Annotated in this window: 18 protein-coding genes; 11 read left to right on the top strand and 7 right to left on the bottom strand. The window is 33.6% G+C overall.

Annotated elements, in window-relative coordinates; genetic code table 11:
• The 3 genes from H3S74_RS10080 to dinB form a co-directional block, all read left to right on the top strand.
• A partial coding sequence (locus H3S74_RS10080; protein ID WP_198247805.1) for a hypothetical protein occupies nt 1–1,073 on the top strand: 1,073 nt, incomplete at its 5' end.
• Between the two features lie 1,234 nt (nt 1,074–2,307).
• A complete protein-coding gene (gene cptA, locus H3S74_RS10075; RefSeq protein WP_198247804.1) occupies nt 2,308–4,014 on the top strand; it encodes a phosphoethanolamine transferase CptA in 1,707 nt (568 codons plus the stop codon).
• An 80-nt stretch (nt 4,015–4,094) separates the two neighbouring features.
• Entirely contained in the window at nt 4,095–5,150 is a 1,056-nt protein-coding gene (gene dinB / locus H3S74_RS10070; protein WP_198247803.1) for a DNA polymerase IV, read from the top strand.
• Nucleotides 5,151–5,279: 129 nt separating this feature from the next.
• Here dinB and H3S74_RS10065 read toward each other — a convergent pair whose 3' ends face one another.
• Together H3S74_RS10065 and H3S74_RS10060 are read right to left on the bottom strand one after the other, a co-directional pair.
• Nucleotides 5,280–6,716 carry a 6-phospho-beta-glucosidase gene (locus H3S74_RS10065; protein WP_110447589.1) on the bottom strand — a complete coding sequence of 479 codons (1,437 nt, stop codon included), beginning with the start codon at nt 6,714–6,716 and terminating at the stop codon, nt 5,280–5,282.
• Nucleotides 6,717–6,729: 13 nt separating this feature from the next.
• Nucleotides 6,730–8,601 (bottom strand): glucose PTS transporter subunit IIA, encoded by a 1,872-nt coding sequence (locus H3S74_RS10060; protein ID WP_198247802.1) that lies wholly within the window; start codon nt 8,599–8,601, stop codon nt 6,730–6,732.
• Nucleotides 8,602–8,774: 173 nt separating this feature from the next.
• On the opposite strand from H3S74_RS10060, the gene H3S74_RS10055 reads away from it, so the two are divergent.
• The gene (locus H3S74_RS10055; RefSeq protein WP_110447591.1) at nt 8,775–9,479 is read left to right on the top strand and encodes a GntR family transcriptional regulator; all 705 of its coding nucleotides are present in this window, start codon (nt 8,775–8,777) and stop codon (nt 9,477–9,479) included.
• Nucleotides 9,480–9,565: 86 nt separating this feature from the next.
• Here the strand turns inward: H3S74_RS10055 and H3S74_RS10050 are convergent, their stop codons facing one another.
• The 3 genes from H3S74_RS10050 to rph all read right to left on the bottom strand — a co-directional run bounded on the left by H3S74_RS10050 (nt 9,566) and on the right by rph (nt 12,194).
• Nucleotides 9,566–10,672, bottom strand: coding sequence for an SIMPL domain-containing protein (locus H3S74_RS10050; RefSeq protein WP_110447592.1), 1,107 nt, complete (start codon nt 10,670–10,672; stop codon nt 9,566–9,568).
• A gap of 144 nt (nt 10,673–10,816) precedes the next feature.
• A complete protein-coding gene (gene pyrE, locus H3S74_RS10045; RefSeq protein ID WP_086354000.1) occupies nt 10,817–11,464 on the bottom strand; it encodes an orotate phosphoribosyltransferase in 648 nt (215 codons plus the stop codon).
• Nucleotides 11,465–11,477: 13 nt separating this feature from the next.
• Complete coding sequence (gene rph, locus H3S74_RS10040; RefSeq protein WP_198220505.1) at nt 11,478–12,194, bottom strand: ribonuclease PH; 717 nt, start codon at nt 12,192–12,194, stop codon at nt 11,478–11,480.
• Between the two features lie 163 nt (nt 12,195–12,357).
• Here rph and H3S74_RS10035 point away from each other — a divergent pair, with 163 nt between their 5' ends.
• The 3 genes from H3S74_RS10035 (at nt 12,358) to H3S74_RS10025 (ending at nt 15,066) form a co-directional block, all read left to right on the top strand.
• Nucleotides 12,358–13,224: a YicC/YloC family endoribonuclease gene (locus tag H3S74_RS10035; protein WP_110447593.1), complete on the top strand. Its 867-nt coding sequence runs from the start codon at nt 12,358–12,360 to the stop codon at nt 13,222–13,224.
• Nucleotides 13,225–13,235: 11 nt separating this feature from the next.
• Nucleotides 13,236–14,123, top strand: coding sequence for a DMT family transporter (locus H3S74_RS10030; RefSeq protein ID WP_198247801.1), 888 nt, complete (start codon nt 13,236–13,238; stop codon nt 14,121–14,123).
• 256 nt (nt 14,124–14,379) lie between these two features.
• Nucleotides 14,380–15,066 (top strand): tetratricopeptide repeat protein, encoded by a 687-nt coding sequence (locus H3S74_RS10025; RefSeq protein WP_110447595.1) that lies wholly within the window; start codon nt 14,380–14,382, stop codon nt 15,064–15,066.
• A gap of 146 nt (nt 15,067–15,212) precedes the next feature.
• Here the strand turns inward: H3S74_RS10025 and H3S74_RS10020 are convergent, their stop codons facing one another.
• Nucleotides 15,213–16,592, bottom strand: coding sequence for an MATE family efflux transporter (locus H3S74_RS10020; protein ID WP_110447596.1), 1,380 nt, complete (start codon nt 16,590–16,592; stop codon nt 15,213–15,215).
• A 183-nt stretch (nt 16,593–16,775) separates the two neighbouring features.
• Here H3S74_RS10020 and yejK point away from each other — a divergent pair, with 183 nt between their 5' ends.
• From yejK to H3S74_RS10000, 4 genes are all read left to right on the top strand, one after another.
• Nucleotides 16,776–17,783 carry a nucleoid-associated protein YejK gene (gene yejK / locus H3S74_RS10015; RefSeq protein WP_198200267.1) on the top strand — a complete coding sequence of 336 codons (1,008 nt, stop codon included), beginning with the start codon at nt 16,776–16,778 and terminating at the stop codon, nt 17,781–17,783.
• A 13-nt stretch (nt 17,784–17,796) separates the two neighbouring features.
• The gene (gene nfo / locus H3S74_RS10010) at nt 17,797–18,642 is read left to right on the top strand and encodes a deoxyribonuclease IV (protein WP_198247800.1); all 846 of its coding nucleotides are present in this window, start codon (nt 17,797–17,799) and stop codon (nt 18,640–18,642) included.
• Between the two features lie 964 nt (nt 18,643–19,606).
• Nucleotides 19,607–23,344, top strand: a complete 3,738-nt coding sequence (locus H3S74_RS10005; protein ID WP_198247799.1) for a DUF4132 domain-containing protein — start codon at nt 19,607–19,609, stop codon at nt 23,342–23,344.
• Nucleotides 23,338–23,628, top strand: a complete 291-nt coding sequence (locus H3S74_RS10000) for a hypothetical protein (protein ID WP_198247798.1) — start codon at nt 23,338–23,340, stop codon at nt 23,626–23,628. Before H3S74_RS10005 ends, H3S74_RS10000 begins: the two co-directional genes overlap by 7 nt.
• A gap of 413 nt (nt 23,629–24,041) precedes the next feature.
• Here the strand turns inward: H3S74_RS10000 and yccS are convergent, their stop codons facing one another.
• Nucleotides 24,042–26,186 (bottom strand): YccS family putative transporter, encoded by a 2,145-nt coding sequence (gene yccS / locus H3S74_RS09995; RefSeq protein WP_370547595.1) that lies wholly within the window; start codon nt 26,184–26,186, stop codon nt 24,042–24,044.
• Nucleotides 26,187–26,348 lie beyond the last annotated feature (162 nt).

Genomic DNA, 26,348 nt, shown 5'->3' with positions numbered 1-26,348 from the left:
ATAAAGGAATAAAAATCGAAAATAATGAAAAAATAATTGGTTGTGGTAGTGGTATTTCCATGCCGTTAACTTTAACTATTACAACTAAAGTAAAAACCTATTCCGAATATGGTATTCCTAATGAAAGCGAGTATGTTGATATCACTCAAAAATACAAAATTATGGCTAAACCTGACATTTGTTATGCAAAACCAAATCAGATGATAACTTTTCCTACTATGACATGGGGAAGTGCCCGTCCAATTGAATACCAAGGTAGGATAGAATGTATTTTGATGGGGTATGCTGATAATGAATTTGAATTATCTATGGATGAAAATTTTGTAGATCTTAGAGTGACAAGAGGTTGGAATTTTGATAATTCGAGAGTAAGAAATAGTTATTGCGGTGGTGGTTATAATGAGAATGTTTTTGATCCAATTAATGGTTTTAAAGTGTCAGCTTCTCCTCATTTCCCTACCACTGGTTTTCCAGGAGCGAAATTTCAATTAGTTATGACTGGTCATCAAGAGGATTTTGATTATAACGTTTCCGCAAATCCTAAAGATAGTGTGGTTGTTGATAAAGCGGGTAATGTTATGTTGAAAAAAAAACCAATAGGACTGGTGACTATAACCGCGAAGTTCAAGCATAGTGAACAAATACCCGAACAAGTCTATTCCTTTAATTTATCAGGAGTTTGGGCTGTACCACATGGTCAAGGAGATAATCATTATACATATGAACAAATAGTACATTTGTGTGGAGGGGAACAAAATATACCTTCACGGGCAGAAATGTCAAATTCCCCGAATGCACCAGCTTCATGGACGAAATACCCACTGGCATGGGATGCATTTACTCGGACGATAGGTGAGGGATTGTTAAGTGAATGGGGAATGTCAACTAAGTATAGTTACCCGGATTCTGACTGGCCAAGAAGTGGATTACTTTGGTTTTATACAAGAGATCAATATGATGTATCATCAGATATAGCTAAAGGTTTGTCTGATCGGTTTGCTGCTGACGCATGGATTGGGCAAATAGGTGTTTGGGCCTACGCTCAACAACTAAGAGGCGTATGTATTCAATAAGAGAATAATATTAATAAAATACAATGTGGATGAATTTTGGTGATAATTCTCGTAGATGATTTTGAGGGATGGAATGTAATACGTTATTAAACAGTTGGTTAAGTGTCTAATAGTTAATGCATTTTCGAAAATATGGATTTTAGTTAAAAGTACTTATCATTTGAAACTTTTATTTATAAATTATTCCTCATAAAACCATCTTTTTCGGATGGAGGTCGTTATTGGCGTCATATTGGTGGAGGATTATTTAGTGAATCGGGGATGTCAATTAAATATAGCTATCCCGATTCTGACTAGCCGGACAGTGGATTACTTTGGTTTTATACAAGAGATCAATATGCAGTATCATCAGATATAGCTACAGGCTTATCTGATCGGTTTGCTGCTGACGCATGGATAGGACAAATACAAGTTTGGGAAAAAATCAGTCTTTACGAGCGGTCTACAAAGAATAAATACATATTTAACTTAATATTACTATTAGAAAGTTTTAGTATAATTGTTACAAATAAAAAGGGTAGTAATGAATTTTATTCAAAAATTAGAAGAACAATCACAATTTGAAGGTGTTTTATGATTTAAAGAAGGGGTGTTTTTACGTGCATATAATCAAGGCGTGTATATATTAACTGAATTGCTAGGTTATTCATTTAAAGTACGGGTAATAAAATTAAAAACACTTAAAAACAAATCGATAACGACCTGTGCATTTCCACTGAATACACTAGCCACTAGCAAAACGGCTATCTAACGTTAATATAACTGAATTTGGGGTAAGTTATCCGTATGCTTATAATCGTGAAAGTTATAGTTTGTGGTTTCAGCGACATTGTCATGAAGAGATCTTTGCAAACGAAAAGGCAATAGCCCGCCGTGAGCCATTGAAAATGCGCGATCGGCGGGCGTCGGCGCTAGCGATTAAAAAATCGCACTATAGAGAAAAATACTAACAGTATCTATCTAAAATTAAATCAAAAACAAATTAATTATCTTTCAAATTAGCAACAAGGCTGTTATTCGCTTGAAGTAAATTATGCATTTATCCGTAGTTTAAAAAATAAGCTTAATTCTCGATCTAAAAATGGTGATATTGATTATTAACGTAAATCTAATCTATCCAAATTGTTTATATATTATTTAGCCACTTTTTCGGGGGCTTTTATTTGCTCTTAAGGTTTTGTTAATCTGCATTTGTTAGTTTAGTGACCATTATTAATTGTGAATAATGGCAGCTATGCAAAAGTTAGATAATTCTGGAAGTTTTAATTGGCGTTCATTGATCTATGTAATTTTATTTTTTTGTTACTTTTCTTGTAGTTTGCAACTCTATATTGTTTTGTCTGGACATGCTAATTTTATTGGTTTACGCGATTCAATTATTTACAGCATGATTTGGTTGGTACCGGTATTATTTTTCCCTCGTTATACAAAAAAAATTGCTACTGTTTATGGCATTATAATTGGGGGATTATCATTAATTTCTATTGGTTATTTCACCATATATCGACAAGAGTTTTCACAGAGTGTTTTTTTTGTAATGGCCGAGTCCAATTATAATGAATCACATGAGTTTATCTCTCAATATTTAAGCATTAAGTTAGTTATAGTATTGCTGATCTATATTTTGCTTGGTTTTTTTCTATGGCTTAAAGTCAAACCTATTTATGTTAAAAATATGACTAAATGGTTAGTGTCTATATTCATTGTTGTTTATGCATTAATGCCGCTTTGTATTGGTGTTGTAATAAAAAAAATGTCATTTGCACAAGCCACTCAACATTTACAAGAACGTATGGAAACTACAGTGCCGTGGCAATTGATCAACAGTTATTTAGCATATCGTTCACAATTGTCGAATATGGAGAATATTTTAAATCATTTGCAAACATTGCCTAAGTTTGAAAACTTAACGGATGCTAATGGTGATACACCAAGAACATTAGTATTGGTGATTGGTGAATCGACTACACGTAATCGTATGGGGATTTATGGTTATGAACGCAATACTACACCGTTGATTGAACAATTTAAGCAAGATAATCCTGATTTTGTTGTGTTTAATGATGTGGTTTCATCAAGACCTTATACTATTGAAATATTACAGCAAGCCCTAACTTTGGCTGATGAACAAAATCCAGATTTATATCTTAGCAAACCATCTCTTATTCACCTTATGAAGCAAGCTGGTTATAAAACCTTTTGGATCACTAATCAACAGACTATGACAAAACGTAATACGATGTTAACTATGTTTTCTAAACAAGCTGATGAACAGTTTTATATGAATAACGATCGTAATCAAAGTTCACGACAATATGACTCATCGGTATTTGAACCATTTAAAAAAGTATTACATGATCCTGCTGAAAAGAAATTTATCGTCATTCACCTGCTTGGTACGCATATGAAATATGAATTGCGCTATCCTCAAAGTACTGATTATCAGCGTTTTAATAATAGATCAGATTTAGCATTTAAACTTGATGATGATAAGTTAAAGGTTTATAACAGTTATGATAATGCAATAACCTATAATGACTTTGTAACAACCAAACTATTTAATTTATTTAAAGATAGTCAGGAAAATGGTTTTATGTTGTATTTTTCTGATCATGGTGAAGATGTTTATCAAACCCCTCCGCATGATATTCTAGGTCGTAATGAAAAAGCGCCTACTAAGGTGATGTATACTGTACCATTCATGCTATGGCAGTCACCAAAATGGCTAGCTAGTCATCCCAATCACTATCAGTCCTATGTGAATAGAAAATTCAGTACTCAAGACTTGATTCATACTTGGTCTGATTTAGCAGGGCTTAGTTATAAAACCTATGCTCCAGAAAAAAGTATAGTAAATCCGAAATTTGAACAATCGATTCGTTGGATTGGCGATCCTCATGATAAAAAAGGCTTATCTGATTTTGATAAGTTAACTAAATAATAGTGAGTAATTTGCAGATAAAGTTAAGGTGTGATATTGTATATTTATACAGTTATTTTTTTAATGCTATTACACCTATTATGCGAAAAATTATTCATGTCGATATGGATTGTTTTTATGCCGCTGTCGAAATGAGAGACAATCCCCGTTATCGCAATATTCCTATTGCGGTAGGGGGGGATCCGCGTAAGCGAGGTGTGGTATCAACTGCAAATTACTTAGCTCGTCAATTTGGTGTCCATAGTGCGATGTCCATGGCACAGGCAATTAAGCTCTGTCCTAATCTTAAAGTTATCCCCGGTCGGCATGCTGTTTATAAAGAAGTTTCTAATCAAATTCAGCAAATCTTTAAACGATATACGCAAGCTATTGAAACACTCTCCCTTGATGAAGCTTATCTCGATGTGACTGATTGTAAACTTTTTCACGGCTCAGCTACTTTAATTGCTCAAGATATCCGCCAAGCGATATATAAAGAACTCGAACTCACCGCTTCGGCAGGTGTTGCTCCACTTAAGTTCTTAGCCAAAATAGCTTCTGACATTAATAAGCCTAACGGACAGTATGTAATTACACCTGAACAAGTAGGGAGTTTTATTGAGCAGTTACCGCTAAAAAAAATTCCTGGTGTGGGTAAAGTAACTGAGAAAAAGCTAACTGAATTGGGATTATATACTTGTAAGGATGTGGTCAATTATGACCTAACAAAATTGCTTAATCAGTTTGGTAAGTTTGGTCGAATTTTATATGAACGTTGTCAAGGTATAGATGAACGTGAAGTTTGTAATGACAGACAACGTAAATCCGTAGGTGTAGAGCGTACTTTAGTTGATGATATTCATAGTTGGGATGAGTGTTTAGCTCAATTTGAACCGTTATTTGATGAACTCGAAAAAAGATTAAGCAAAGTTCGTGCTGATTTATCGATTGCAAGGCAAGGTGTCAAATTTAAATTTGATGATTTTCAACTGACAACCCAAGAACATGTATGGTCAAAATTGGATAAGGATGATCTGATTGAACAGGCTTATAAAGTGTGGTCAGAAAGACGAAATAATCGAGGTGTAAGATTAATTGGTTTTCATGTCACTTTAATTGATCCTCAAGTTGAAAAACAGCTAATTTTTCAATTTTGATTGCTAACTGACGATCAAATAGTTATTTTTTACTGTTAGATCATGGTGAGATTTTTTAATGATAAAGGATCTGATTTAATTTTGATAAATCAGATCCTTGATTGTTATTTTGAATATATAGCTAAATGATTATTTTAAATTTTGACCATTAGTCTTAATCACATTTTTATACCATTCAAATGATTCTTTTTTATAGCGTTTCATACTGCCGTTACCTTCATTGTCACGATCAACATAAATTACGCCATAACGTTTTTTCATTTCACCAGTAGTGAAAGATACTACGTCGATAATTCCCCATGCTGTATAACCAATCACATCAACACCATCGTAATCCATCGCTTTTTGCATCGCTTTGATATGAGCGCCAAGGTATTCAATACGTGGTTTATCATGAATTTGGTTATCATGTTCTAGTTCATCGATCGCACCAAAACCATTTTCAACAATGAATAGTGGTAATTGATAACGATCATATAAACGGTTAAGTGTATAACGCAATCCTTCCGGATCGATTGGCCATCCCCAGTCACTGCTTTTAATATATGGATTTTCTACCGCGTTTGGTAGCGCACCATTAACAATATTGTCACGATGTTCATTTTTAGCATCAGCTTTTACCACTGTTGACATATAATAACTAAAGCCAATGTAGTCAACTGTTCCTTGTTTTAAACAGGCTAAATCATCTTCAGTGATATCAAGTTTGTAACCTTCTCGTTCAAACTCTTTTAATGCATAAGCAGGGTAATAACCACGTACATGTACATCAGGGAAGAAGAAGCGTTGATGCATAGCAATTTCTGATGCCATCATATCTTCAGGATTACAAGAATATGGATAGATTGGCACATGCGAAATCATACAACCAATTTCAAAATTAGGATTAATTTTCTTACCAGCAATCACTGCTTTAGCACTGGCTAACAATTCATAGTGAGCCACTTGATAAAGTACTTCTTGTGGATTTTCACCAGGTTCAACTTGCACACCTGAATTAGTCCAAAAGAAGATTGGATTACTGGTATCCATTTGATTATTAATCTCGTTGAACGTCATCCAATATTTGACTTTATTTTTATAGCGCTCAAAACAACTAATTGCGAAACGTTCGAAAAACTCAACGGTTTTGCGATTTCTAAATCCACCATAATGACGAGCAATATGTAATGGAATTTCAAAGTGTGAAAGGGTGATAACCGGTTCAATTCCATTAGCAATAAGTTCATCAAACACATCATCATAAAACTGTAGGCCAGCTTCATTTGGTTCTAACTCATCACCATTAGGAAAGATTCGTGTCCAAGCAATTGAAGTACGTAAACATTTCAAACCTAATTCAGCAAATAACTTAATATCCTCTTTATAATGATGATAAAAATCAATTGCGGTATGATTTGGATAAAATTTACCAGCTTCGATATCTTGAGTGATTTGTCTTGCAACGCCATGAGCACCAGCGGTCATGACATCAACCACGCTTGGTCCTTTTCCTCCTTCATTCCAACCGCCTTCAAATTGGTGAGCAGCTAATGCGCCACCCCATAAAAATGGTTTCTTAGTCATTTTTGGTTCCTTGTTATTGCTTAATTTCGAATATGATATCGTCAAGATTTACGTCTTTATTTTCAGTTAATGTGATCAATTGGTACTGATCAGTATTAACAATAATAATTGGTGTGATTAATGGGTAACCAGCTTGTTTAATTGCTTGTGGATCAAAGCTAATTAATAAATCACCCGTTTTAACTTGTTGTCCCATACTCACATGGTAACTAAATTCATTGTTAGTCAGATTAACAGTGTCAATACCAACGTGAATTAATAATTCTACGCCATTATCTAAACTTAAACCGATAGCATGTTTTGAACTTTCAAAAACGGCGGTCACTTTACCATTATAAGGTGCATAAACATGGTTCTCAGTTGGTTCTATTGCAATTCCTTCACCCATCAATTTCTGAGCAAATGCTGGATCTGGTACTTCACTCAGAGGTAATGCTTTACCGATCATGGGACTAGTAATATTGATTTTATCAAGAACAATTTTGGGCGTATCATTTTCAATTTTTCCATTATTTTGGTTATTTTCATTGGTACCAAAAATTTGTATAAGAATAACTGGTCCAAATAACGCAATTAACGAACCAATGGATACACCGATTACTGAATTATAATGTTCTGGATTAATCGTATTAACAATAGTTAATGGACCAGCTAATGGGGCATAAGCGTAGAAGTAAGGTGTAAAGAAACCAGCGACAATACCACCAATTGATGCACACGCACAACCGTAAATAAATGGTTTTTTGAAGCGTAAGTTAACCCCATAAATTGCTGGTTCAGTAATACCAAATAGACCAGTTACAAATGCTGATATTGATACCCCTTTCATCTCGGAAGAACGTGTTTTGATATAGAATCCAAGTGCCGCACCAACTTGACCGATTACGGCAATAGTTTGATAAGCTTGGAATGAATCTTGACCATTTAGCTTCATGTTTTCTAAAACTATTGGAGTTATTCCCCAATGGACGCCGAATATAACAAGTACTTGCCAGAATGCCCCAATAATAGCACCAGCTAACCATGGAGCAAAATCAACTAAATAGTTGTATCCGATTGATATATAGCGTGCAGCCCCAGCAGTAAGAGGTCCAACTACTAGTAACGTTAGTGGTACCATGATAACTAAACAGATGAATGGCATGAACAATGGTTTAATAATGCTATGTAATCTAGGTTCTAAGAAACGTTCTAAATAAGACAGCAACCAAACTAAAAATAGTGGTGGTAATACGGTAGACATATAAGTGGTTTCAGACAGTGGTAAACCAAATAAATCAAATGTTCCACCTTCCTTAATAAATTTTGCTATCTCTGCCCAGGTCGGTGAAAGCAGCGCAGCACAACACGCTACCGCAATATAGATATTACAACGGAAATGTTGCGATGCGGTAATGGCAATAAATATAGGTAAAAAAGTGAATGGAGCCCAAGAGATAAAACTAAATACTTGACAAGTGCTCGTTTTATCAAAACCAGGGAAGGCCAGATTAATTAAAATCAAGATACCTTGTAATATCCCTGCACCAGCTAATACATAAACAAATGGAGCAAAAACGGCTGACATAGTGGCAATAACACGGTTTAAAATGCTACTTTTACTATTTACATCTACTTTATTACCACTTTTCAGTAATTGGGTAAAGGCATTATAGACTTTATCTACATTAGTACCGATAACAATTTGAATTTGTCCACCTTTTTCAACTACCGTGATAACACCCGAAAAATTGGCAATTGTTTCTTTGGCATTTTCGGGGGTAGATTGTGTCACCACACGCAAACGAGTGGCACAACGAGCTACGGTAACAATATTATCTTCACCGCCTAACTCATTTAAAATATCAACGGCCAATTTATTATAATCTCTAATTTTGGATGACATTAACTAAGCTCCTTTTCATAGAATAGTGAGCTTATATTATCCTTAAATGAAAAATTGTTAATGACCAATTTTATTGTTTGTGATCTAGATCCCGTTTTCTCGTAATTTTGATTTAATAATTAATTTACAGGTATAGAATAAAAACTATTTATAACAATAATAAAGAATTACAAATGTTAAAATATCAAGATGTAGCGAAAAAAATCCAGCAAGCGATTTATCAGCAAAATTTGCCTAAAGGTACGCAGTTGCCTAATATCGAAGGTTTAATTCAGCAATATCAAGTCAGTCGAACCACTATTATTAAGGCACTAAATCGTCTTGAAAGACATGGCGTAATTTATCAAATACAAGGTAGTGGTATTTTTGTTCGGCAACCCAAAAAACAAGGTTATCTAAATTTTTTAGAAAGTCATGGGTTTAGTGTCGATCTCAATGATTTACCTGGCTCATCGCAAGTATTTAATGTTGATGTTATGCAACCTAATGTCAAAGTTAAAGAATACCTCCAGTGTGAAGATGATGAGTATGTTTATTATATAAAACGGTTGCGTTTGGTTGAAGGTAAAGTATATGGCTTTGAACAATCTTATTATCGAAAAAAAATTGTTTCTTATTTAAATAAAGAAATTGCTGAAAACTCAATTTTTAGTTATGTAAAAGATATTTGTAAGGTCAATATCGGTTTTTCAGACAAATATTTTAAAGCTATAAAATTAGATGAAGATATCGCGCCTTATTTAGGTTTAAATGCTGGCGATCCTGCTCTATGTGTTGAAGAAATCTTTTATACTTCTTCTGGTGAACCTTTCGATTTTTCACAAATTATCTATCATTACGATAATGCGAAATTCTTCGTTCAAAGTCATTCAAAATAGTCTGCAAGATTTCATTTAGTTAATAAATTATTAACCAAATGAAATCTAATCAATCTAAAGTACTTTATATATAAACTTACATCAAATTAGTTTTGCTCGACCTTTTTAAGAGTTTCGAATGAGCCTGATAAGGTTAGGGTGATTTCATATTCAGGTGGTGTATAAATATCAACATTACTATAGTTCTTCATTGAAACCATTTTGAACATCATTTGATCACTACTAGAGTTATTTCTTTCATAAATTGCTTCAGGATATCTTGATTGAATTTCAAGTGAAATAGGTGCACCAACGACATATTGTTTAGCCATTAAACGTTGAACTTTAGTAGTTAATTGGTTTAATAAAAGAGTTTCATGCTCTTTTACTGCAGTTTGAATGGCTTCTGGTGATACGCTATAAGAGATGTCATTATTGACTTTCATTTTTAACTCTTGTGCTTTGGCAATAATCTTACCGATAAGATCGAGTCTATTTATTTTTATTTTTAAAGTGTTATTAACAAAATAACGTTGCTCATTAATTTTGTCTGTATCAATTTGTCTGACAAACGAGCTCTTAATTGAAACATTTGTTAAACCAATATTTTTTAAATCATTCGCGATATTAGTATATTTTTGGTATAGATCTTCTTTTGCTTTACTTTCACTATTAGCGACTGCAGTAATTTGGAATAGATAATAGTTAGTTAACTTCTCTTCTTCAAGCTGAGAAATATCATTTATATTATATTTATCAAGGGCTTTATTTAGATTGATAAAACTGTCATTATCATCAATAGTTAATACAATATTAAGAAAGGCTTGATAATGGTTATCTTCTTGATTGTTTTCTTTCGCAATTGTTTTAACTCTGTTTTTGTAGTCTATGGTGACTAAATTATCATCGGTGATATTAAGAGTGTTTAGGTAATTTTTTAATTTCTTCATTGTCTCAACGTTAAGATCTGAAGCTTCAGTAGGTGTTGCACCTTCTGTTTCTAAAGTAATAGAAAATTCAACTGTATCAGGTTTTAATTTAATGCTATCAATAATACTTGAATTAATTTGCCCCACAGGAATGAGATCTTTTCCATATTTTAATTGTTGCAGTTCTAAATAAGAGTTACTAACGTTTAACTCGTTATAGTTTGCCTGAGATGGAAATATGGTGCTTATATTGAGTAACAAAATTAATATAAATGTTTTTTTCATTTTATATCCTTAATTCAGTCTAGAGAAATGGGCTTAAGTAAATTAATGTAGAAAGATAGGAAAAATTATAATTAATTTAATTGAAAAGTTGTCAAATAATTGTAAAAACTTGCAAATATAAAAAAAGCGTCTTACGACGCTTGGTTATTTAATGCCATATTCAGAACGATATGCTTCGACTTGGACTACTTGGTCTTTACGTGATGGATCACGATAAAGATATTGGATCAAATCATCTAAAGTGATAATCGAAATTACGTCACAACTATAAGTTTGTTTGATTTCTTGAATAGCGGATAATTCACCTCGACCTTTTTCTTGACGATCAAGACAGATTAATACGCCAGCAAGTTTAGATTGATTATCTTCTAAAATTCGCATTGATTCACGAATTGCAGTACCAGCGGTAATTACATCATCAACTAACATGACGCGTTGTTGATAAATAGAACTACCAACTAAATTACCACCTTCACCATGATCTTTAGCTTCTTTTCGGTTAAAGCAATAAGGTACATCAACATTGTGGTGCTCGGATAAAGCCACAACTGTAGATGAGACAATTGGGATACCTTTGTAGGCAGGACCAAAGATGACATCATATTTTAAATTTGCATCCATTAATGCAGCGGCATAAAAACGACCTAATAACGCCAAATCCTTTCCGGTATTAAATAGTCCTGCATTAAAAAAATAGGGACTTTTCCGTCCTGATTTTAAGGTAAACTCACCAAATTTTAATGCTTGCCTATCTAAAGCAAATTCTATAAATTCACTCTTATATGATTTCATCGATCCTCTCCAATTAATCTTTTAAAGCTTGTTTTTGTGCTTCTATAATGGTTGTAATGCCATTTTTTGCCAGTTCTAATAAAGTTAATAATTCTTCATGACTAAATGGTTCACCTTCGGCAGTACCTTGAACTTCAATGATGCGACCATCATCAGTCATTACCACATTCATATCGGTTTCGGCATTTGAATCTTCAATATATTCTAAGTCGCATACCGCTTCACTATTAACAATGCCTACCGATACGGCAGCCACTAAAGATTTAATTGGGTTTTGCTTGATTTTACCACTTGCTAACATCATGTTTATTGCGTCAACTAATGCCACACTAGCACCAGTTATTGATGCTGTTCTAGTGCCTCCATCAGCTTGGATAACATCACAGTCTAATGTAATGGTATATTCCCCTAATAATTTTAGATCAATCATTGCGCGTAATGAACGGGCAATAAGGCGTTGGATTTCCATCGTACGGCCTGTTTGTTTTCCTTTTGCCGCTTCACGTTGAGTTCTTGAATTGGTTGCTCGAGGCAACATACCATATTCAGCGGTTACCCAACCTTGATTTTGACCTTTTAAAAAGCGAGGTACAGATTCTTCAATTGTTGCATTACAAAGTACTTTTGTTTCACCAAACTCGACTAATACAGAACCTTCTGCATGCTTAGTGTAATGACGGGTTATTTTGATTGGGCGGACTTGTTCCGCGGATCGACCAGACGGGCGCATGCAATTCTCCAGCAGTTTTATTTTAAAATTTATCTTTGAACTTATTAAATCATTTAGGAGGACATCAACAAGAAAGCGTTGATGTTTAGCCTAAGCTAAGAGCACATTATACAGAATTTGTGATACAATGCCCAGCAAGTTTTTTATAAATTTAGGACCTATTATGATTTCTAGTATGACCGCATATGCGCGAAAAGAGTTGAACCAATCATGGGGTAGTGCTTCTTGGGAGTTACGTTCGGTCAATCAACGCTACTTAGAAACCTATATTCGTTTACCCGAACAGTTTCGTTCTCTGGAGCCAATTATTCGTGAACGACTTCGAGCACGATTAACGCGCGGAAAAGTCGAATGTAATTTACGTTTCGAATTAGATCCAGCAGCACAACATCAAGAATTGTCATTAAACATTGAACTTGCTAAACAAATATTAGCTGCTGGTGACTGGATAAAACGTGAGTATCAAACGGGACAAATAAATCCGCTTGATGTTTTACGTTGGCCTGGTGTCATGTCAAGCAAAGAACAAAATTTGGATACTATTTCGCAAGAAATTTTGGCTTTACTTGAAACCGCTATTGATGAGTTTATCGCCGTTCGGGAGCGTGAAGGTAAAGCGCTTTGTGAATTAATTACTCAACGCTTACAAGCGATAACCGTGGAAGTTGATAAAATTCGTACTTGGATGCCGCAGATTTTAGAATGGCAAAAAGAACGATTAAAAAGTAAGCTTGAAGAAGCTAATATTGATCTTGATAATTCACGTTTAGAACAAGAAATTGTTATGGTAGCCCAAAAAATTGATGTCGCTGAAGAACTAGATCGGTTAATGACGCATGTTAACGAAACATATTCGATCTTAAAGAAAAATGAGGCAGTAGGTCGTCGACTCGATTTTATGATGCAAGAGTTCAACCGTGAATCCAATACTATTGCTTCAAAATCGATTAATGCTGATGTAACCGCTAGCGCGATTGAACTCAAAGTGTTGATTGAGCAAATCCGCGAGCAAGTACAAAATATCGAATAATTTACTTGTTGATGAATAAGTATCTCGGTATTTTTACTGTTATTTTGGCATCGCTATTATGGGGCACAACTGGCACAGCAGCCACTTTTGCCCCTACTTTATCTCCTTTATTTATTGGTTCCTTCGCAATGGGCATTGGGGGGATATTGCAATGCGGCTTAGCTATTTATAATATCAAGCAAAACCACTCATTATTAATAGCTCCTAGCCGTTTTTTAGTGGTAGGAGCCTTAGCCGTGGCTATCTATCCTTTGGCATTTTATTCATCGATGCGTTTAGCGGGTGTTACTATCGGTACGGTTGTTTCTATAGGATCAGCGCCAATCTTATCAGCCATAATTGAATATATTAGTCGTGATTTCCAAGTGACTAAACAATGGGTTATTGGCGCTTTATTGGGTATTATCGGCATGACTATGTTAGCATTTTCTGAAAATGCTTCGATCATAATTGAATATAATCATGTTGGTTTGGGAATTTTATTAGGACTTATTGCTGGTTTTACTTATGCTCTTTACTCATGGTCAGCAAGACAATTAATGTTAAAAGGTATAGATAGTAAAGCAGCCATGGGTGCTACATTTGGTTGTGGCGGTTTATTACTGATTCCAGTGATGCTAATAACGGGAACGTCATTTTTTGCAGCATGGAATAATATTGCAGTTGGCTGTTATATGGCATTGATTCCAATGTTTTTGGGATATCAATGCTATGGATATGGATTATCGAAAATATCTGCCAGTTTAGCAACTACTATTAGCCTATTGGAACCGGTTATTGCGGCAATTCTCGCTATGATAATTGTTGGCGAATCGCTGTCATTAATAGCTTGGATTGGTATGTTATTTATCTTTGTCTGTTTGATTATAGTTACATTATCAAGCGTAATTAATAATTAAAAACGATATTATTAATTGAATTTAATTGAACGATTGAATTATTGAACTAAAGACAATAATTTCACTAATCTGATCATTGATTTGCTGATAACTAAGAATAGATTAATTTTCTAATTTGACTGTCTTGTATTCCTATTTAAACCTCTAAAATCTATTTTTTCTTCTACTTGAAAATCAATAAAATATTGCTAATATAATGATATTATTTTTGTTGTAAATATATAAAAATATTAAAGGATGAAAAGGAATAACTAATATGAAAAAAATGCTTACAAGTGGTTTATTAATTTTATTTTTTGCATGTTCGGTTAATGCAGCTAAATATGATAATGTACCATATGATGAAGTGCTAAAAATTGCCACCGAGCAAAATGATCCAGTTGCACTAAATGAGTTAGGCTATAGATACCTCAATGGGGTAGATGGTGTTGAAAAAGACTATGTTAAAGCGAGAGAATGGTTTGATAAAGCTATTGCACTAGGCAATGGAAGAGCCGAATCCAATGTAGGTACTATGTATGATAAGGGTAATGGCGTTGAACAAGACTATGCTAAAGCGAAAGAGTGGTATGAAAAAGGTGTGGCAAAGAATGATATGTATGCGCAATTAAATTTAGGTGGCATGTATAAAGAAGGACGAGGAGTTGAAAAAGATCTATTAAAAGCAAAAGAACTACTTGAAAAATCAGCAGAACAAGGTTTGTCTTATGCTCAATCTTTTTTAGGTGATATGTATTTTTTTGGTCAAGGTATTAAAAAAGATGCAATTAAAGCTCGATACTGGTATGAAAAAGCAGCTGAACAAGGTATACCTGAAGCTCAGTTTAATTTAGCTGTCATGTATGAAAATGGTATGGCTGGCTTAAAAAAAGATCACAATAAAGCGATGGATTTATTTGAAAAAGCTTGTGAAGGCGGTGTGGAGCATCCAATTTGTCAATAATTTTTGGTTGATTAGAATTTAGTTTTAGTGAGAATTAACTAAACTACAGTTAAATTCAAATGAAAAAGGCGGACCAAGTCCGCCTTTTTCATTTTTTAGAGTTATAAAATCAATCTTCATCAACTAATTGCTTAATATAAACCTGCTTAAGCTAATCGATGTCTTCTTTTTATCGATTTAAAATACCAATATAACGCAGCATAAGCGATACCCGTTGATAAAAGGTCTGCAGTTGGTGATGCTGCCCAAACGCCATCTAAATCGAAGAATAATGGTAGAATATAAAGTGTTGGTAGTAAAATTAGAAGTTGTCTTGAAAGGCTTAACAAAATAGAAATCTTTGCCATCCCGATACATTGGAAAAAACTAGTTGTTACCATCTGAAAACCGACTAATGCAAATGAAAACGTAGTATAACGTAATGCAATAGCCGATATCGCCACTAAATCGACATCAGAACTAAACGCTCTAACCAGCACCTCAGGAATAAAGCAACCAAATATAAAGCCAACACTGGTGATAACTGTGGCAATTCTAACTGCATAGATAAACGTTTCTTTCACCCGGACATAATTTTTAGAACCGTAATTATAACCAATAATCGGTTGCATACCTTGATTTACACCAATCACAATCATGATAATTAGTGTAATTAATCGGTTAGCATTAGAATAACCGGCGATCGCATCATCACTTGAAACATGTGAAATGGGGGCATAACGGGTTAACTGCCAGTTTATAAAAACAACTACCACTGAGGCGGCAACTTGCATAGCAAATGGTGACATGCCAATCGACAAAATCGACTTAATGTAAGTAAAATCGAGCCTAAAGTTACGACGATATAGCTTTATATTACTGTTTTTGCTAATAAAGTGCTGCATCACAAATAAAAAGCTTATGAACATTGCGAGAGTGGTAGCAAAAGCTGCTCCTCTCATTCCCCAACCTAAAGCAATAATAAAAATTGGTGCAAGAATAATATTCGCAATCACACTAATAAACATAGTCACCATGGCTTTAAACGGATAGCCACTGGCGCGCATCATATTGTTGTAATTAAATGTTAATGTGATAAATATACTGCCCGGTAAAAACACCTCTAAAAACTCACGAGCATAAATATGGTTGGTTGGGCTTGAACCAATAAAGTGTAAAACAGGATCGATAAAATAGAGTAGTAAGGCTAAAGTGATGCCACTAAGTACGGCAGTTAACATAAAAGAAGTTCCTGCTACTTTTTCTGCTTTATCGATTTCTCCTCTGCCTAAAAAGATAGATATTCGGCTGGCAGAACCAATACCTACTAGCATGCCAATGCCCGCAGCAAGATTCATTACCGGTAAAATAATACCTGCGCCACTCAGTGCTTCACGACCAATCCAATGGCCAATAAAAATTCCATCAATAATGTTATACAGCGTATTCACTGTTGTACCGATAATAGATGGAAGCGCATATTGCCAAAACAATAAGCTGATTTTTTTATGTTTAAAATCATCATAAATATCGTGTGAGTTTGTCATTTTGATTCACATTGATAAAAGGTTAAAAGTTATAAAGAAGTTTTAGAACAAGGATACGTAAAAGTATAAAATTGACAATAAGAATGTTGCTTAGTTTAGCAGAGTTATAAATTGATGATAGCACTTTTTTAGTGCTTTGTTAAAATATACCCCATTAAATTGTCGATCCAAATAGGAATCTCCATGAGCGTACAAATTGAGAATATAGTTCTACATAAATTAATTAGAAAAAGTGATACTGAAATTGAACTACAACTTCGTGATTCACTCCTCGGTAATGAACAAGCTGTTGCTAACTTGATTGAAGATATTAATAGAATTTACAACAATAAAAGTAAAGCATATGGTTTATTTAGTAGTGAAAGCCTTTTTGAACAATCACTTAAAGAGTTACGTTTAGGTAATCAAGATTTTCTTAATTTTAGTCAAGAATCAACCAAACAGCTGCGTAATGAATTAGCTAAATATCCATTTGCAGAAGGTGGCACAGTTGTTTTTTGCCACTATCGATACCTTGCAGTTGAATATCTAATTATTGCTGTATTAAATAGTTGCTTAAGTATGTTAGTGAATGAGGAGCTTAATATCTCTGAAACCCAATATTTAGATATCGATCATGCTGATATTATTGCCCGTATTGATATTACTGAATGGGAAACCGCACCAGAGTCAAAACGTTATTTAACTTTTTTAAAAGGCCGAGTCGGGCGAAAAGTATCTGATTTTTTCATGGACTACTTAGGTGCCAGTGAAGGATTAGACGCAAAAGCGCAAAATAAAACCCTTGTTAAAGCGGTAGATGATTACTGTCAAGAGATGCAATTTGACAAACAAGATAAAACTAGTGCTCGTGAAAATGTCTATAACTATTGTCAAGCTCAATTACAAGCAGGGGAAGAGATCGAGCTGAAAAATCTTGCTAACGAATTACCAACAAGTGACGAAAATAACTTTATGGAATTTGTAAAAAATAGCGAATATGATTTAGAAGATACATTTCCAGTTGATCGTAGTGCCTTACGTCAATTGAAAAAATTCTCAGGCAGTGGTGGTGGATTAACCATAAGTTTTAACTCTGACCTATTAGGTGAACGTATAAAATGGGACCCACAAACTGATTCACTCGTTATTAAGGGCGTTCCACCTAATTTACGTGATCAACTTCAACGCAATAGTGGCTCAAACGAATAATTAGGGGAAAAATATGAAATACATTGGTGCACATGTGAGTGCAGCTGGCGGTGTGGATAATGCGCCAATAAATGCCTATCAAATTGGCGCTACAGCTTTCGCTCTATTTACTAAAAATCAGCGACAATGGCATGCAAAACCGCTTGAAACTGCAGTGATTGATAGTTTCAAAAAACGTTGTGAACGATATGGATTCACCAGTAAACAAATTCTACCACACGATAGTTATCTAATTAATTTAGGTAGCCCAGATAGTGAACAATTGGCAAAATCTCGTACTGCTTTTTTAGATGAGATGCAACGTTGTGAACAATTAGGTTTAACGTTACTCAATTTTCATCCAGGTAGTCATTTACAAAAAATTTCAGTTGATGAATGTTTATCCCGCATTTCGGAGTCAATCAATATTACCTTAGATAAAACTAAAGATGTCGTTGCGGTTATCGAAAACACTGCTGGACAAGGTTCTAACTTAGGCTATAAATTTGAACATCTTGCGCAAATTATCGATAAAGTAGAAGACAAAAGCCGTGTTGGCGTTTGTATTGATACTTGTCACGCTTTTGCTGCCGGTTATGATTTGCGCAGCGAAAAAGCCTGCAAAGAAACTTTTGATGAATTTGAAAAAATTGTTGGTTTTAAATATTTACGTGGTATGCATTTAAATGACGCCAAAAGTGAACTCGCCAGCCATGTTGACCGTCATGACAGCTTAGGTAAAGGTACCATTGGTGAAATCGCATTTAAATTTATTATGCAAGACTCGCGAATTGATGAAATACCACTTATTCTTGAAACGATTAACCCAGATATTTGGGCACAAGAAATAGCATGGTTAAAAGAACAAGAAAACAGATAACTAACTAGTTTATATATTACAACCTAGTTTTAGCTTAATACAGTCATGTTGGTTTGAACTAATATTATTAAATATGTTGATAGACTTTTTGACTAGCGATAACTAAATGGATATCGGTATTAATAGTACATTAAATAATCTTCAAACAAAAAGAATGTTTTGCTAAAACTAGGTGCTTTGAACAGACATTTGTAATGAAAACCATAGAAGTTAAACCAATAAAAATAGTTTTCCATTTATCTATATAATAAATTACTCACTATTATCAAGCTAGCAATAAATTCAGCGAAATTAATTGTGATACTTATCTGATTACAGCTGTAGCTTTATTTTTACTTTCTAATTATTAAAACTCATTCGATAATCAAATCTACCTTCAATTTTTAGCTTACAAATCATATTTGGTCATGAAAATATGATGGATTTTCTACGTTACTAATAATGAATTATTTTAAATTATATATTGGTCAACTAATTCTAAATAAGATAAAATAAATCAAAATGATAAATTTCTTGCTAGTTTATGTTGAACACTAATTAGCATAAATTAAAGATAATATTGTTTGATGCGATATCACTATCATATAGGTAATTTTTTACCAACTAAAAAGATTGATTTTATCTTCTGATAAAGATATGGCTAATCAGGTAATTGGTGGTTAATTGTTCTCATTATTAAGTAATTAGAAAAGCGAATTTGATAATCATTATTTTTATAAGATGACAAAATTTTGCCAGAGGTCATCGGACAAGGAGAAAGGCTGAAAAATAGATTAACAAAACAACAAAGATTTTTGACTAAACATAACTAGCTTATTGATGATGAAGGAATAAATTATATTGATAATATTTATAATGATTTAAATGGCAAAATTGAATCGGAACAATTAGCGAATAAATATAATGCACAATACTGTTGCAAAGGTATGCCAAAGTTTTGATGTTTTATGTGAGAAAAAGGAATATGAAAAAAATAGAACAATTATCACCAGAACAATTAATTAAGACTATTTTTGAACCATTAAGCGTACAGGATCAAAGCTTACCATCCCGTATTAGCCAATATATTTTACAAGCTTATGAACTAGAGGTGTTGGACGATTTTGATAAATTATGCCAAACTTCTAAAACAGCTTATAAAATCTATGAATATATGCGCAGGCCTTGCGAGCTTTATAGCGTTGCTACTTTTAGCAAAACTCATGAAGCAGAACAAGCTCGTCTTGAGTTTTATCGCCGTTGGACTGGAACTTTTTCGCCAGAACAAATAATTCGCTTTGCTCGCGTCTTTGCGACCTTATGTGACCATTTACCTTTCGTTAAAGTGTCTAGTGAGAAATTACCAACATGGTTCATCTATCTGTTATATGATGGACTTATTACCACGTTACCAACTTATTGTGAAGACGAAGAAAAAATTGATCAACGTGAAAGTTGGACAATTCAGCAATTACATCAATTACTTGAAATTGAACAAATAGGTTTAGGCGAAAACTTACTGTTTGCAATCTTTGATCGGCAAAATATTAGCGTTCTATCTCATAGCCACTTCAAATACTTTTTTATGATAAATGGTTTATTGCACTATATTCAGAAGTATATAACATTATTTAAGCAACTACCGACTCAAGGGTTAGCGATCTTAGGGCAAATAGATCAGTTAAAATATATTCAAAAGCATATGGAACTTCAATTGCCTTTGGCTGATTTTATTACCATGCAGGCATTAAATACTAATAAGCAGATCAATCAATTAGCTACTGAAATTCTGTTTAGCTTACCAAGTGATATTATTCAAATTCAGTTACAATCTTTTTTAACATCTGGTTCAGTTAAGCAACGTAGTAATGCGGCTGTCTTACTAACTAGAATTGTTGCTGATCCTATAATTTTAAAACAAGCATTGGCAGACGAAACCAATAAAACGGTAATTACTGCGATTGAAAGTGCTTTAACACGATTGGAAAGTGCCAATACGGTTAAACGACAATCTGATTTAGTTATTCCTGGTTTTGAACCTCTTATTGACACGCCATTGTCAATAAGTGCTCGTGATTTGTTACAGCAAAATTTTCAAGAATTTTTGATCGAGTGTGAAAAGGATGCACAAAAAGAGATTGAAAATAATCAAAAAAATGGTTTGCCGTGGGTTCATTTGCAAGAACGTTATCAATTATTGAAAAAAACTACCAGCAAAGATTTAGATAATATCTTTGAATATTTGAATGGTAAAATAGAACATTCAATATTAGTAAAAAAAATCAAAAAAAATATCGATTTTCGATTTTTGTTGAGAAAAAAAAGATTACAAAATTTACCTGAGTTTACTTTATTTCACTTACTTCGTGCGACTATATTAGTTGAAGGTCCTACTAATATGAATAGTGAATATTGTTTTCTAAATATATATAGAAAATATGATGTAATAAGAAATTTTGATCTTCGACAAATCGCCGATATCTTTGAAAAGTTAAACTACTATAAAGGTATTCAATCCATTAAACATATTCAACATATTATCGCAATACCATTTTTAACCAGTGATATTTTTCATGATGTTTATGAAACTGAACCATACAAATTATGGTCTTTTTTTGCTGAGAATGAATTTTTATTGGACGAAGCATTAGGATTTGCTCGCCAACAAAAATACTGGTTCGACTCTTATGTTGATAGAATCAATGCGATAAAAATATTAACCCTTTTTCCAATTATTCCAGTTAAATATGTAACTTACCTATTTGAATTAGCTTTAGATGAACCTAAACAAATTCGTCACGCTGCACAGGATGTGCTAAGCGCAATCCCAAATATACATAATCAAGTTGAACAAGCTTTATCATCGGCTAAACAAGAAGTTCGTCTTGCTGCTGCTGAATGGTTAGCAGAACTAGGCAATAAAAATTCCATTGAAGCCTTAATTGTAGCTTTGAAAAAAGAGAAGCGTGAAATAGTGCAAGCAGCAATATTAATCGCATTAGAAAAAATGGATGAAGACATTAGTCGATATTTAACCGCGAAACAATTATTGACTGCAGCTCAAAAAGGTTTGAAAGGCAAAAAGTCAGCTGATTTTGATTGGTTTGATTTTAACTTAATACCCACTTTGACTTGGCAAAATGGTGATAAAGTTGATCCTCAAATTATTGAGTGGTGGATCTGTTTAGCATTTAAATTAAAAGATCCTAGTCATCCGCTATTCATCACTTATACTCAATTATTAAGTAAACAAAGCCAACAACAATTAGGCGAATTTATTTTACAAAGCTTTATCCAACAAGATACCTTAATGCCAACGATCGAGGAAGCAGAAGCGCAAGCGAGTTCATTAGCTGATAAACGTCTACAACAATATATGAGAGCTTATCAACGTTATCCAAAGCACTATCCTCATTATAATAATATTACTTATGAACAAGTTTTTGACGAAATTAAAAATGAAATACTGGCCAATTATCTAGGTTCAGCCATTAAAGCCAAAGGGATACTATCTTTAACAAGCGGTATTAAAGGGCAGGTTGCTGTATCATTAATAACCCGTTTTATGAGAGAGCATTCTCAACGGCGAGCTCAGATCGAAGCGATACTAGAACCTATGGCGTACAGTAACGATCCTTTTATCATTCAACTGTTATTATCATTAGCGCGTCGCTATCGTACAGCTTCAATTCAAGACAAGGCCAGAAATTTAGTAGAACATATTGCTAAGCGTAGTGGTTGGAGTACTGATGAGCTAGCCGATCGTACCATATCGACCGCAGGTTTAGATGATAATGGCTTGTTAATTCTTGATTATGGTGAGCGTACTTTTATTGCTAGTTTGGATGATAAATTTAAATGGCAATTAAAAAATGCTGAAGGAGAAAAGCTTAAAGCATTACCTGAAGCACGTAACAGCGAAAATCCTGAACTTGTCAAAGAGGCAAAAAAACAGTTCAACAACAGTAAAAAAGAGCTTAGCCAATTGCTGACTATGCAAAGTAGCCGTTTTTACGAAGCCATGTGTGCCCAGCGGCAATGGCGAGTGGAAGATTGGCAAAAATATTTACAGCATCATCCAGTTGTAGGTCGATTAATTCAAGGTTTAGTTTGGTTACAATTAGATAAAAGTGGCCATATCGTTAATAGTTTTAGACCAACGGAAAATAGTCGTTTAGTGACTAATCAAAACGATGAAATCTTCGTTGATCAAAATCACTTTATTACACTAGCCCATTCAGCATTAATGTCCAGTACGGATATTGCACAATGGCAAGTGCATTTTAAACATCACAAACTCAATCAGTTATTTGATCAGTTTAACCATCCATTACCTGACATCAGTAAAATTGACGACGGTATTATTAATGATCGGCTAGGTTGGTTAACAGATAGTTTCACTATACGAGGTATTTTAACTAAATTAGGTTATAGACATGGTGATATCGAAGATGGAGGCAGTTTTTATGGTTATTATAAATATTTTGCCAATTATAAACTTTATATCAATATTGACTTTAGTGGTAGTATGCTGCCAGAGGAAAATATTCCTGTCGTGCTTTATAATCTTTATTTCAGCAAAACACCAGGTTTTATCGAAAGTGCAATTGCACTAGATAATCTACCAAAAGTGTTATTAGCCGAAGGTTACGCTAATTATATGGCGGTAGCTGACGCATCGAATGGTTTTGATCCTAATTGGCAGGATAAATTAATATGGTAAAAAATAACCGAGAACTGATGGAACAGGTCATTCTTGATTGTTTTACTGGTTTACATGATTTAGAACCATCAATGCCTGAACGGATTTGTCATTATATTTTATATGGCAAAGATCCCATGGTTCTTGATGATCTAAATAAATTAACAAAATCTAATACTTCTAATGAATATGATAAACAGGTTTATAGTTTACTAGGTTGTCCTAGTTTTGTTCTTCTTGCTTATTTTGATGACAGTAATAAACCAAAGCAAAGCGTTCGAGACAAAATTACAATACTAATGTGACACTCTTGGTTTAAATACTCTAAGCCACACTTTAAACAAACTAACGCAAAACCCACCAATCAAAATTAAGCATATTCTACAAACTGCTTATCTTTGTCATTTCATGAATGAAGACCACTATCAATTGCCAATTGTAATAACAGAAAATGAGGAATAAACAAAAATCAACTAACGCCAACTAATAAAATAATTACAACCCCAAAAAATAGTTTAGCTAATCATTTTGTTATTGAGTTTTTAATTAATAATATAGAGGTAACTATTTAAAATTATTCATAAATACTATTATGATGGCATAGACTCCTCAATATTTTTTACAAGTTATCTAATTCAATCGTTATATTGAAAAAATTACCTTAATATAAGGTTGTTTATTTCATTGCAAAAGATAATAACCGTTTAAAACAATCCTATTAAGCAGTCTTATTATTCAATTCACAAATAAGAGAAATTATTTCAGGCAATATATCTAAGATTAAGGCTAATTGCTGCATAACAAGCAGATCATTATTGCTTTGGTCATCATTGGTTGATAGTGATTCAATATAATCAGCAACCACTTTTTTCAATGGTTGATATTCAGAATCGATTTTTTGGTCACTTAGCATAGTAATTATATAAACCGATATATCATCAAAAATTTCCAAAGTATGCGGTGAAATACTTTTATCGCGATGCGCTCCCAAAGTGGATAGATAACTGATTAAAGTGTGATTAAGGGTCAATAATCTAAAACCTTGGTCAATCACATCTTGTTTAACATGTGGCTCTTTAGTCATTAAGCTGATTAAGGAGGATAAATCTGCATTACTATCATGAGCTGCGCGTCGTGCAACACGGTATTTGGGATCATTAGTTTTACCGGAGACATATTGACTACCTATTACTGCTAAATAGTGGCTATCTTCGTGACAGACTCGATCAAGTAATTTAGGTAAATTTCTAAACTTCCAATCAGGCCAGATAAAACTTACAGCAAACCAAGCAATAAAACAGCCAATTAAGGTAGCTATAATGCGTGAAATAGCAACAGAGATACTGCTTTCACCGATTAAACTAAAACTGAAAAATACTAATAAGGTAATAAAGGCAGTGGCATAAGCATATTGTGAGTTTTTGAATAGGAAAAATAACCATCCAGTTATAATGATCAATACTAATTGCGCTTCAATACTAGGAAACAAGTAAGTTAAAGGAATACCGGCAATTATTCCTAAAATAGTACCAAAAACACGCAATTTTAAGCGATATTTCGTAGTTGAATAGTTTGGTTGGCAAACAAATAAGCTGGTTAAAATAATCCAATAACCATGTGAAAGGTTAGAAAAATAAATCATCATATATCCAACAAATAACACAATACTCATACGAATGGCATGTCGAAAGAGTGACGATTTGATGGTTAAGTTTTGCTTAATTTTGGCAAAAATATCATGAAAACGGGTGAGTTCTTCATCAATTAATTGGTTATCATCTTGGATTTTCGATAAATGTTGTTCTGTATCGATATGGGCTAATAATAAATCGATCGCTAGCAGATTTTGATATAAATTTTGTAATGATTTGATGAGTAATAAATTAGCCTTATTTTGTTGTTGATATTCATTTATTGCTTCTTCAAGATAGGCAAAGTAGCGAGCAAATAATGGATCATGTTGGTAAGTTTGATTTAACTTAATTGACAGAGCCAATTTAGCACAGGCTTTAGCTTGTAAATTTAAGATTCTGGCAAAGCGAAATAAAAGATCACTATGTTTAAAATGGTGGCTTAACGCTTTATAATCGCCATGTGATGAACTGGCTCGTTCATGAATATCTTGAGCGACAAAATAGTAACTAAGCATCTTTCTAATATAGCCTTGTCCACGAAAACCTTTTAGTCGATTAAATAATGAACGTTTAGCGTCATTGAATACATTAATAACCTGAGTATTACAGGTCGTTAGCTCAAGAGTTTGTCGCTTAAACCCATCTGTTTCATCAGGATCGAACATTGCTGCTTTTGCATCAAGATAAAAACTTAATTTTATAAAACAATTGGCTAAAGTTTGTTGTGTAGTGCGGATAGGTTGCACAATTGATTCAATTAGTGAAACAAGGTTATACCAAAGTGCACCTAACAATAAAAAACAAGGAAGAGTGTAATTATCAGCAAATAAATTATGTCCGAGCATGGTATAAGCTGCAATTAATAAGGAGCCAAAGGCAATAACACCATAACGTTGCCCCAATGAACCGAGCATAATAAATAGAAACGTTGAGCTAACTAAGCCAATAATAAACAATAGTGGATCATGGAATAGAAATTCGACCGAAAATGTCGCAATTGCAAAACAAATTAGTGTTAATAATATATTAATACAACGGCTTAATAAGCGTGTATCAATCTCTGTCAATCCTGCTGCAACTACTCCCAATGTGAGTGGGATCACTAAAGGTACTGAATCAAAGTACCATGGTACTAATGTAGATCCAGTCAAACTAACCAGCATACGAATACTAAACAGTAAATTACTGCTATAAAAAACTTTGCGTAAGGATAGGATAAATGAATGCACGTTGTTTAGTGTTTGAATTGAGTTGTCATAATAATAGTAAGGATACTATATTGTTATCTTTAGCGAAAGAAAATAAGTATGACGATAATAATTATTTAAATTAGTGGTTTACAGTTTTAGCTATCTATCTTATTTAAAATAGAATTAACTTTATATTATCTA

Origin of the sequence: Gilliamella sp. W8126 (genome assembly GCF_016102185.1) — a bacterium.
Classification (GTDB): Bacteria; Pseudomonadota; Gammaproteobacteria; order Enterobacterales; family Orbaceae; genus Gilliamella; species Gilliamella apis_A.
Note: the sequence above shows the minus strand (reverse complement) of the source record. Positions and strands in the feature narration are given on the sequence as shown.

What these genes read in the sequence shown, in the direction of transcription:
- H3S74_RS10060 (WP_198247802.1), bottom strand. Translation starts at nt 8,601, where the DNA reads ATGTCATCCAAAATTAGAGATTATAATAAATTGGCCGTTGATATTTTA.
- H3S74_RS10030 (WP_198247801.1), top strand. Translation starts at nt 13,236, where the DNA reads ATGAATAAGTATCTCGGTATTTTTACTGTTATTTTGGCATCGCTATTA.
- H3S74_RS10005 (WP_198247799.1), top strand. Translation starts at nt 19,607, where the DNA reads ATGAAAAAAATAGAACAATTATCACCAGAACAATTAATTAAGACTATT.
- nfo (WP_198247800.1), top strand. Translation starts at nt 17,797, where the DNA reads ATGAAATACATTGGTGCACATGTGAGTGCAGCTGGCGGTGTGGATAAT.
- yejK (WP_198200267.1), top strand. Translation starts at nt 16,776, where the DNA reads ATGAGCGTACAAATTGAGAATATAGTTCTACATAAATTAATTAGAAAA.
- H3S74_RS10000 (WP_198247798.1), top strand. Translation starts at nt 23,338, where the DNA reads ATGGTAAAAAATAACCGAGAACTGATGGAACAGGTCATTCTTGATTGT.
- cptA (WP_198247804.1), top strand. Translation starts at nt 2,308, where the DNA reads ATGCAAAAGTTAGATAATTCTGGAAGTTTTAATTGGCGTTCATTGATC.
- H3S74_RS10065 (WP_110447589.1), bottom strand. Translation starts at nt 6,716, where the DNA reads ATGACTAAGAAACCATTTTTATGGGGTGGCGCATTAGCTGCTCACCAA.
- dinB (WP_198247803.1), top strand. Translation starts at nt 4,095, where the DNA reads ATGCGAAAAATTATTCATGTCGATATGGATTGTTTTTATGCCGCTGTC.
- pyrE (WP_086354000.1), bottom strand. Translation starts at nt 11,464, where the DNA reads ATGAAATCATATAAGAGTGAATTTATAGAATTTGCTTTAGATAGGCAA.
- H3S74_RS10050 (WP_110447592.1), bottom strand. Translation starts at nt 10,672, where the DNA reads ATGAAAAAAACATTTATATTAATTTTGTTACTCAATATAAGCACCATA.
- H3S74_RS10035 (WP_110447593.1), top strand. Translation starts at nt 12,358, where the DNA reads ATGATTTCTAGTATGACCGCATATGCGCGAAAAGAGTTGAACCAATCA.
- H3S74_RS10025 (WP_110447595.1), top strand. Translation starts at nt 14,380, where the DNA reads ATGAAAAAAATGCTTACAAGTGGTTTATTAATTTTATTTTTTGCATGT.
- H3S74_RS10020 (WP_110447596.1), bottom strand. Translation starts at nt 16,592, where the DNA reads ATGACAAACTCACACGATATTTATGATGATTTTAAACATAAAAAAATC.
- H3S74_RS10055 (WP_110447591.1), top strand. Translation starts at nt 8,775, where the DNA reads ATGTTAAAATATCAAGATGTAGCGAAAAAAATCCAGCAAGCGATTTAT.
- rph (WP_198220505.1), bottom strand. Translation starts at nt 12,194, where the DNA reads ATGCGCCCGTCTGGTCGATCCGCGGAACAAGTCCGCCCAATCAAAATA.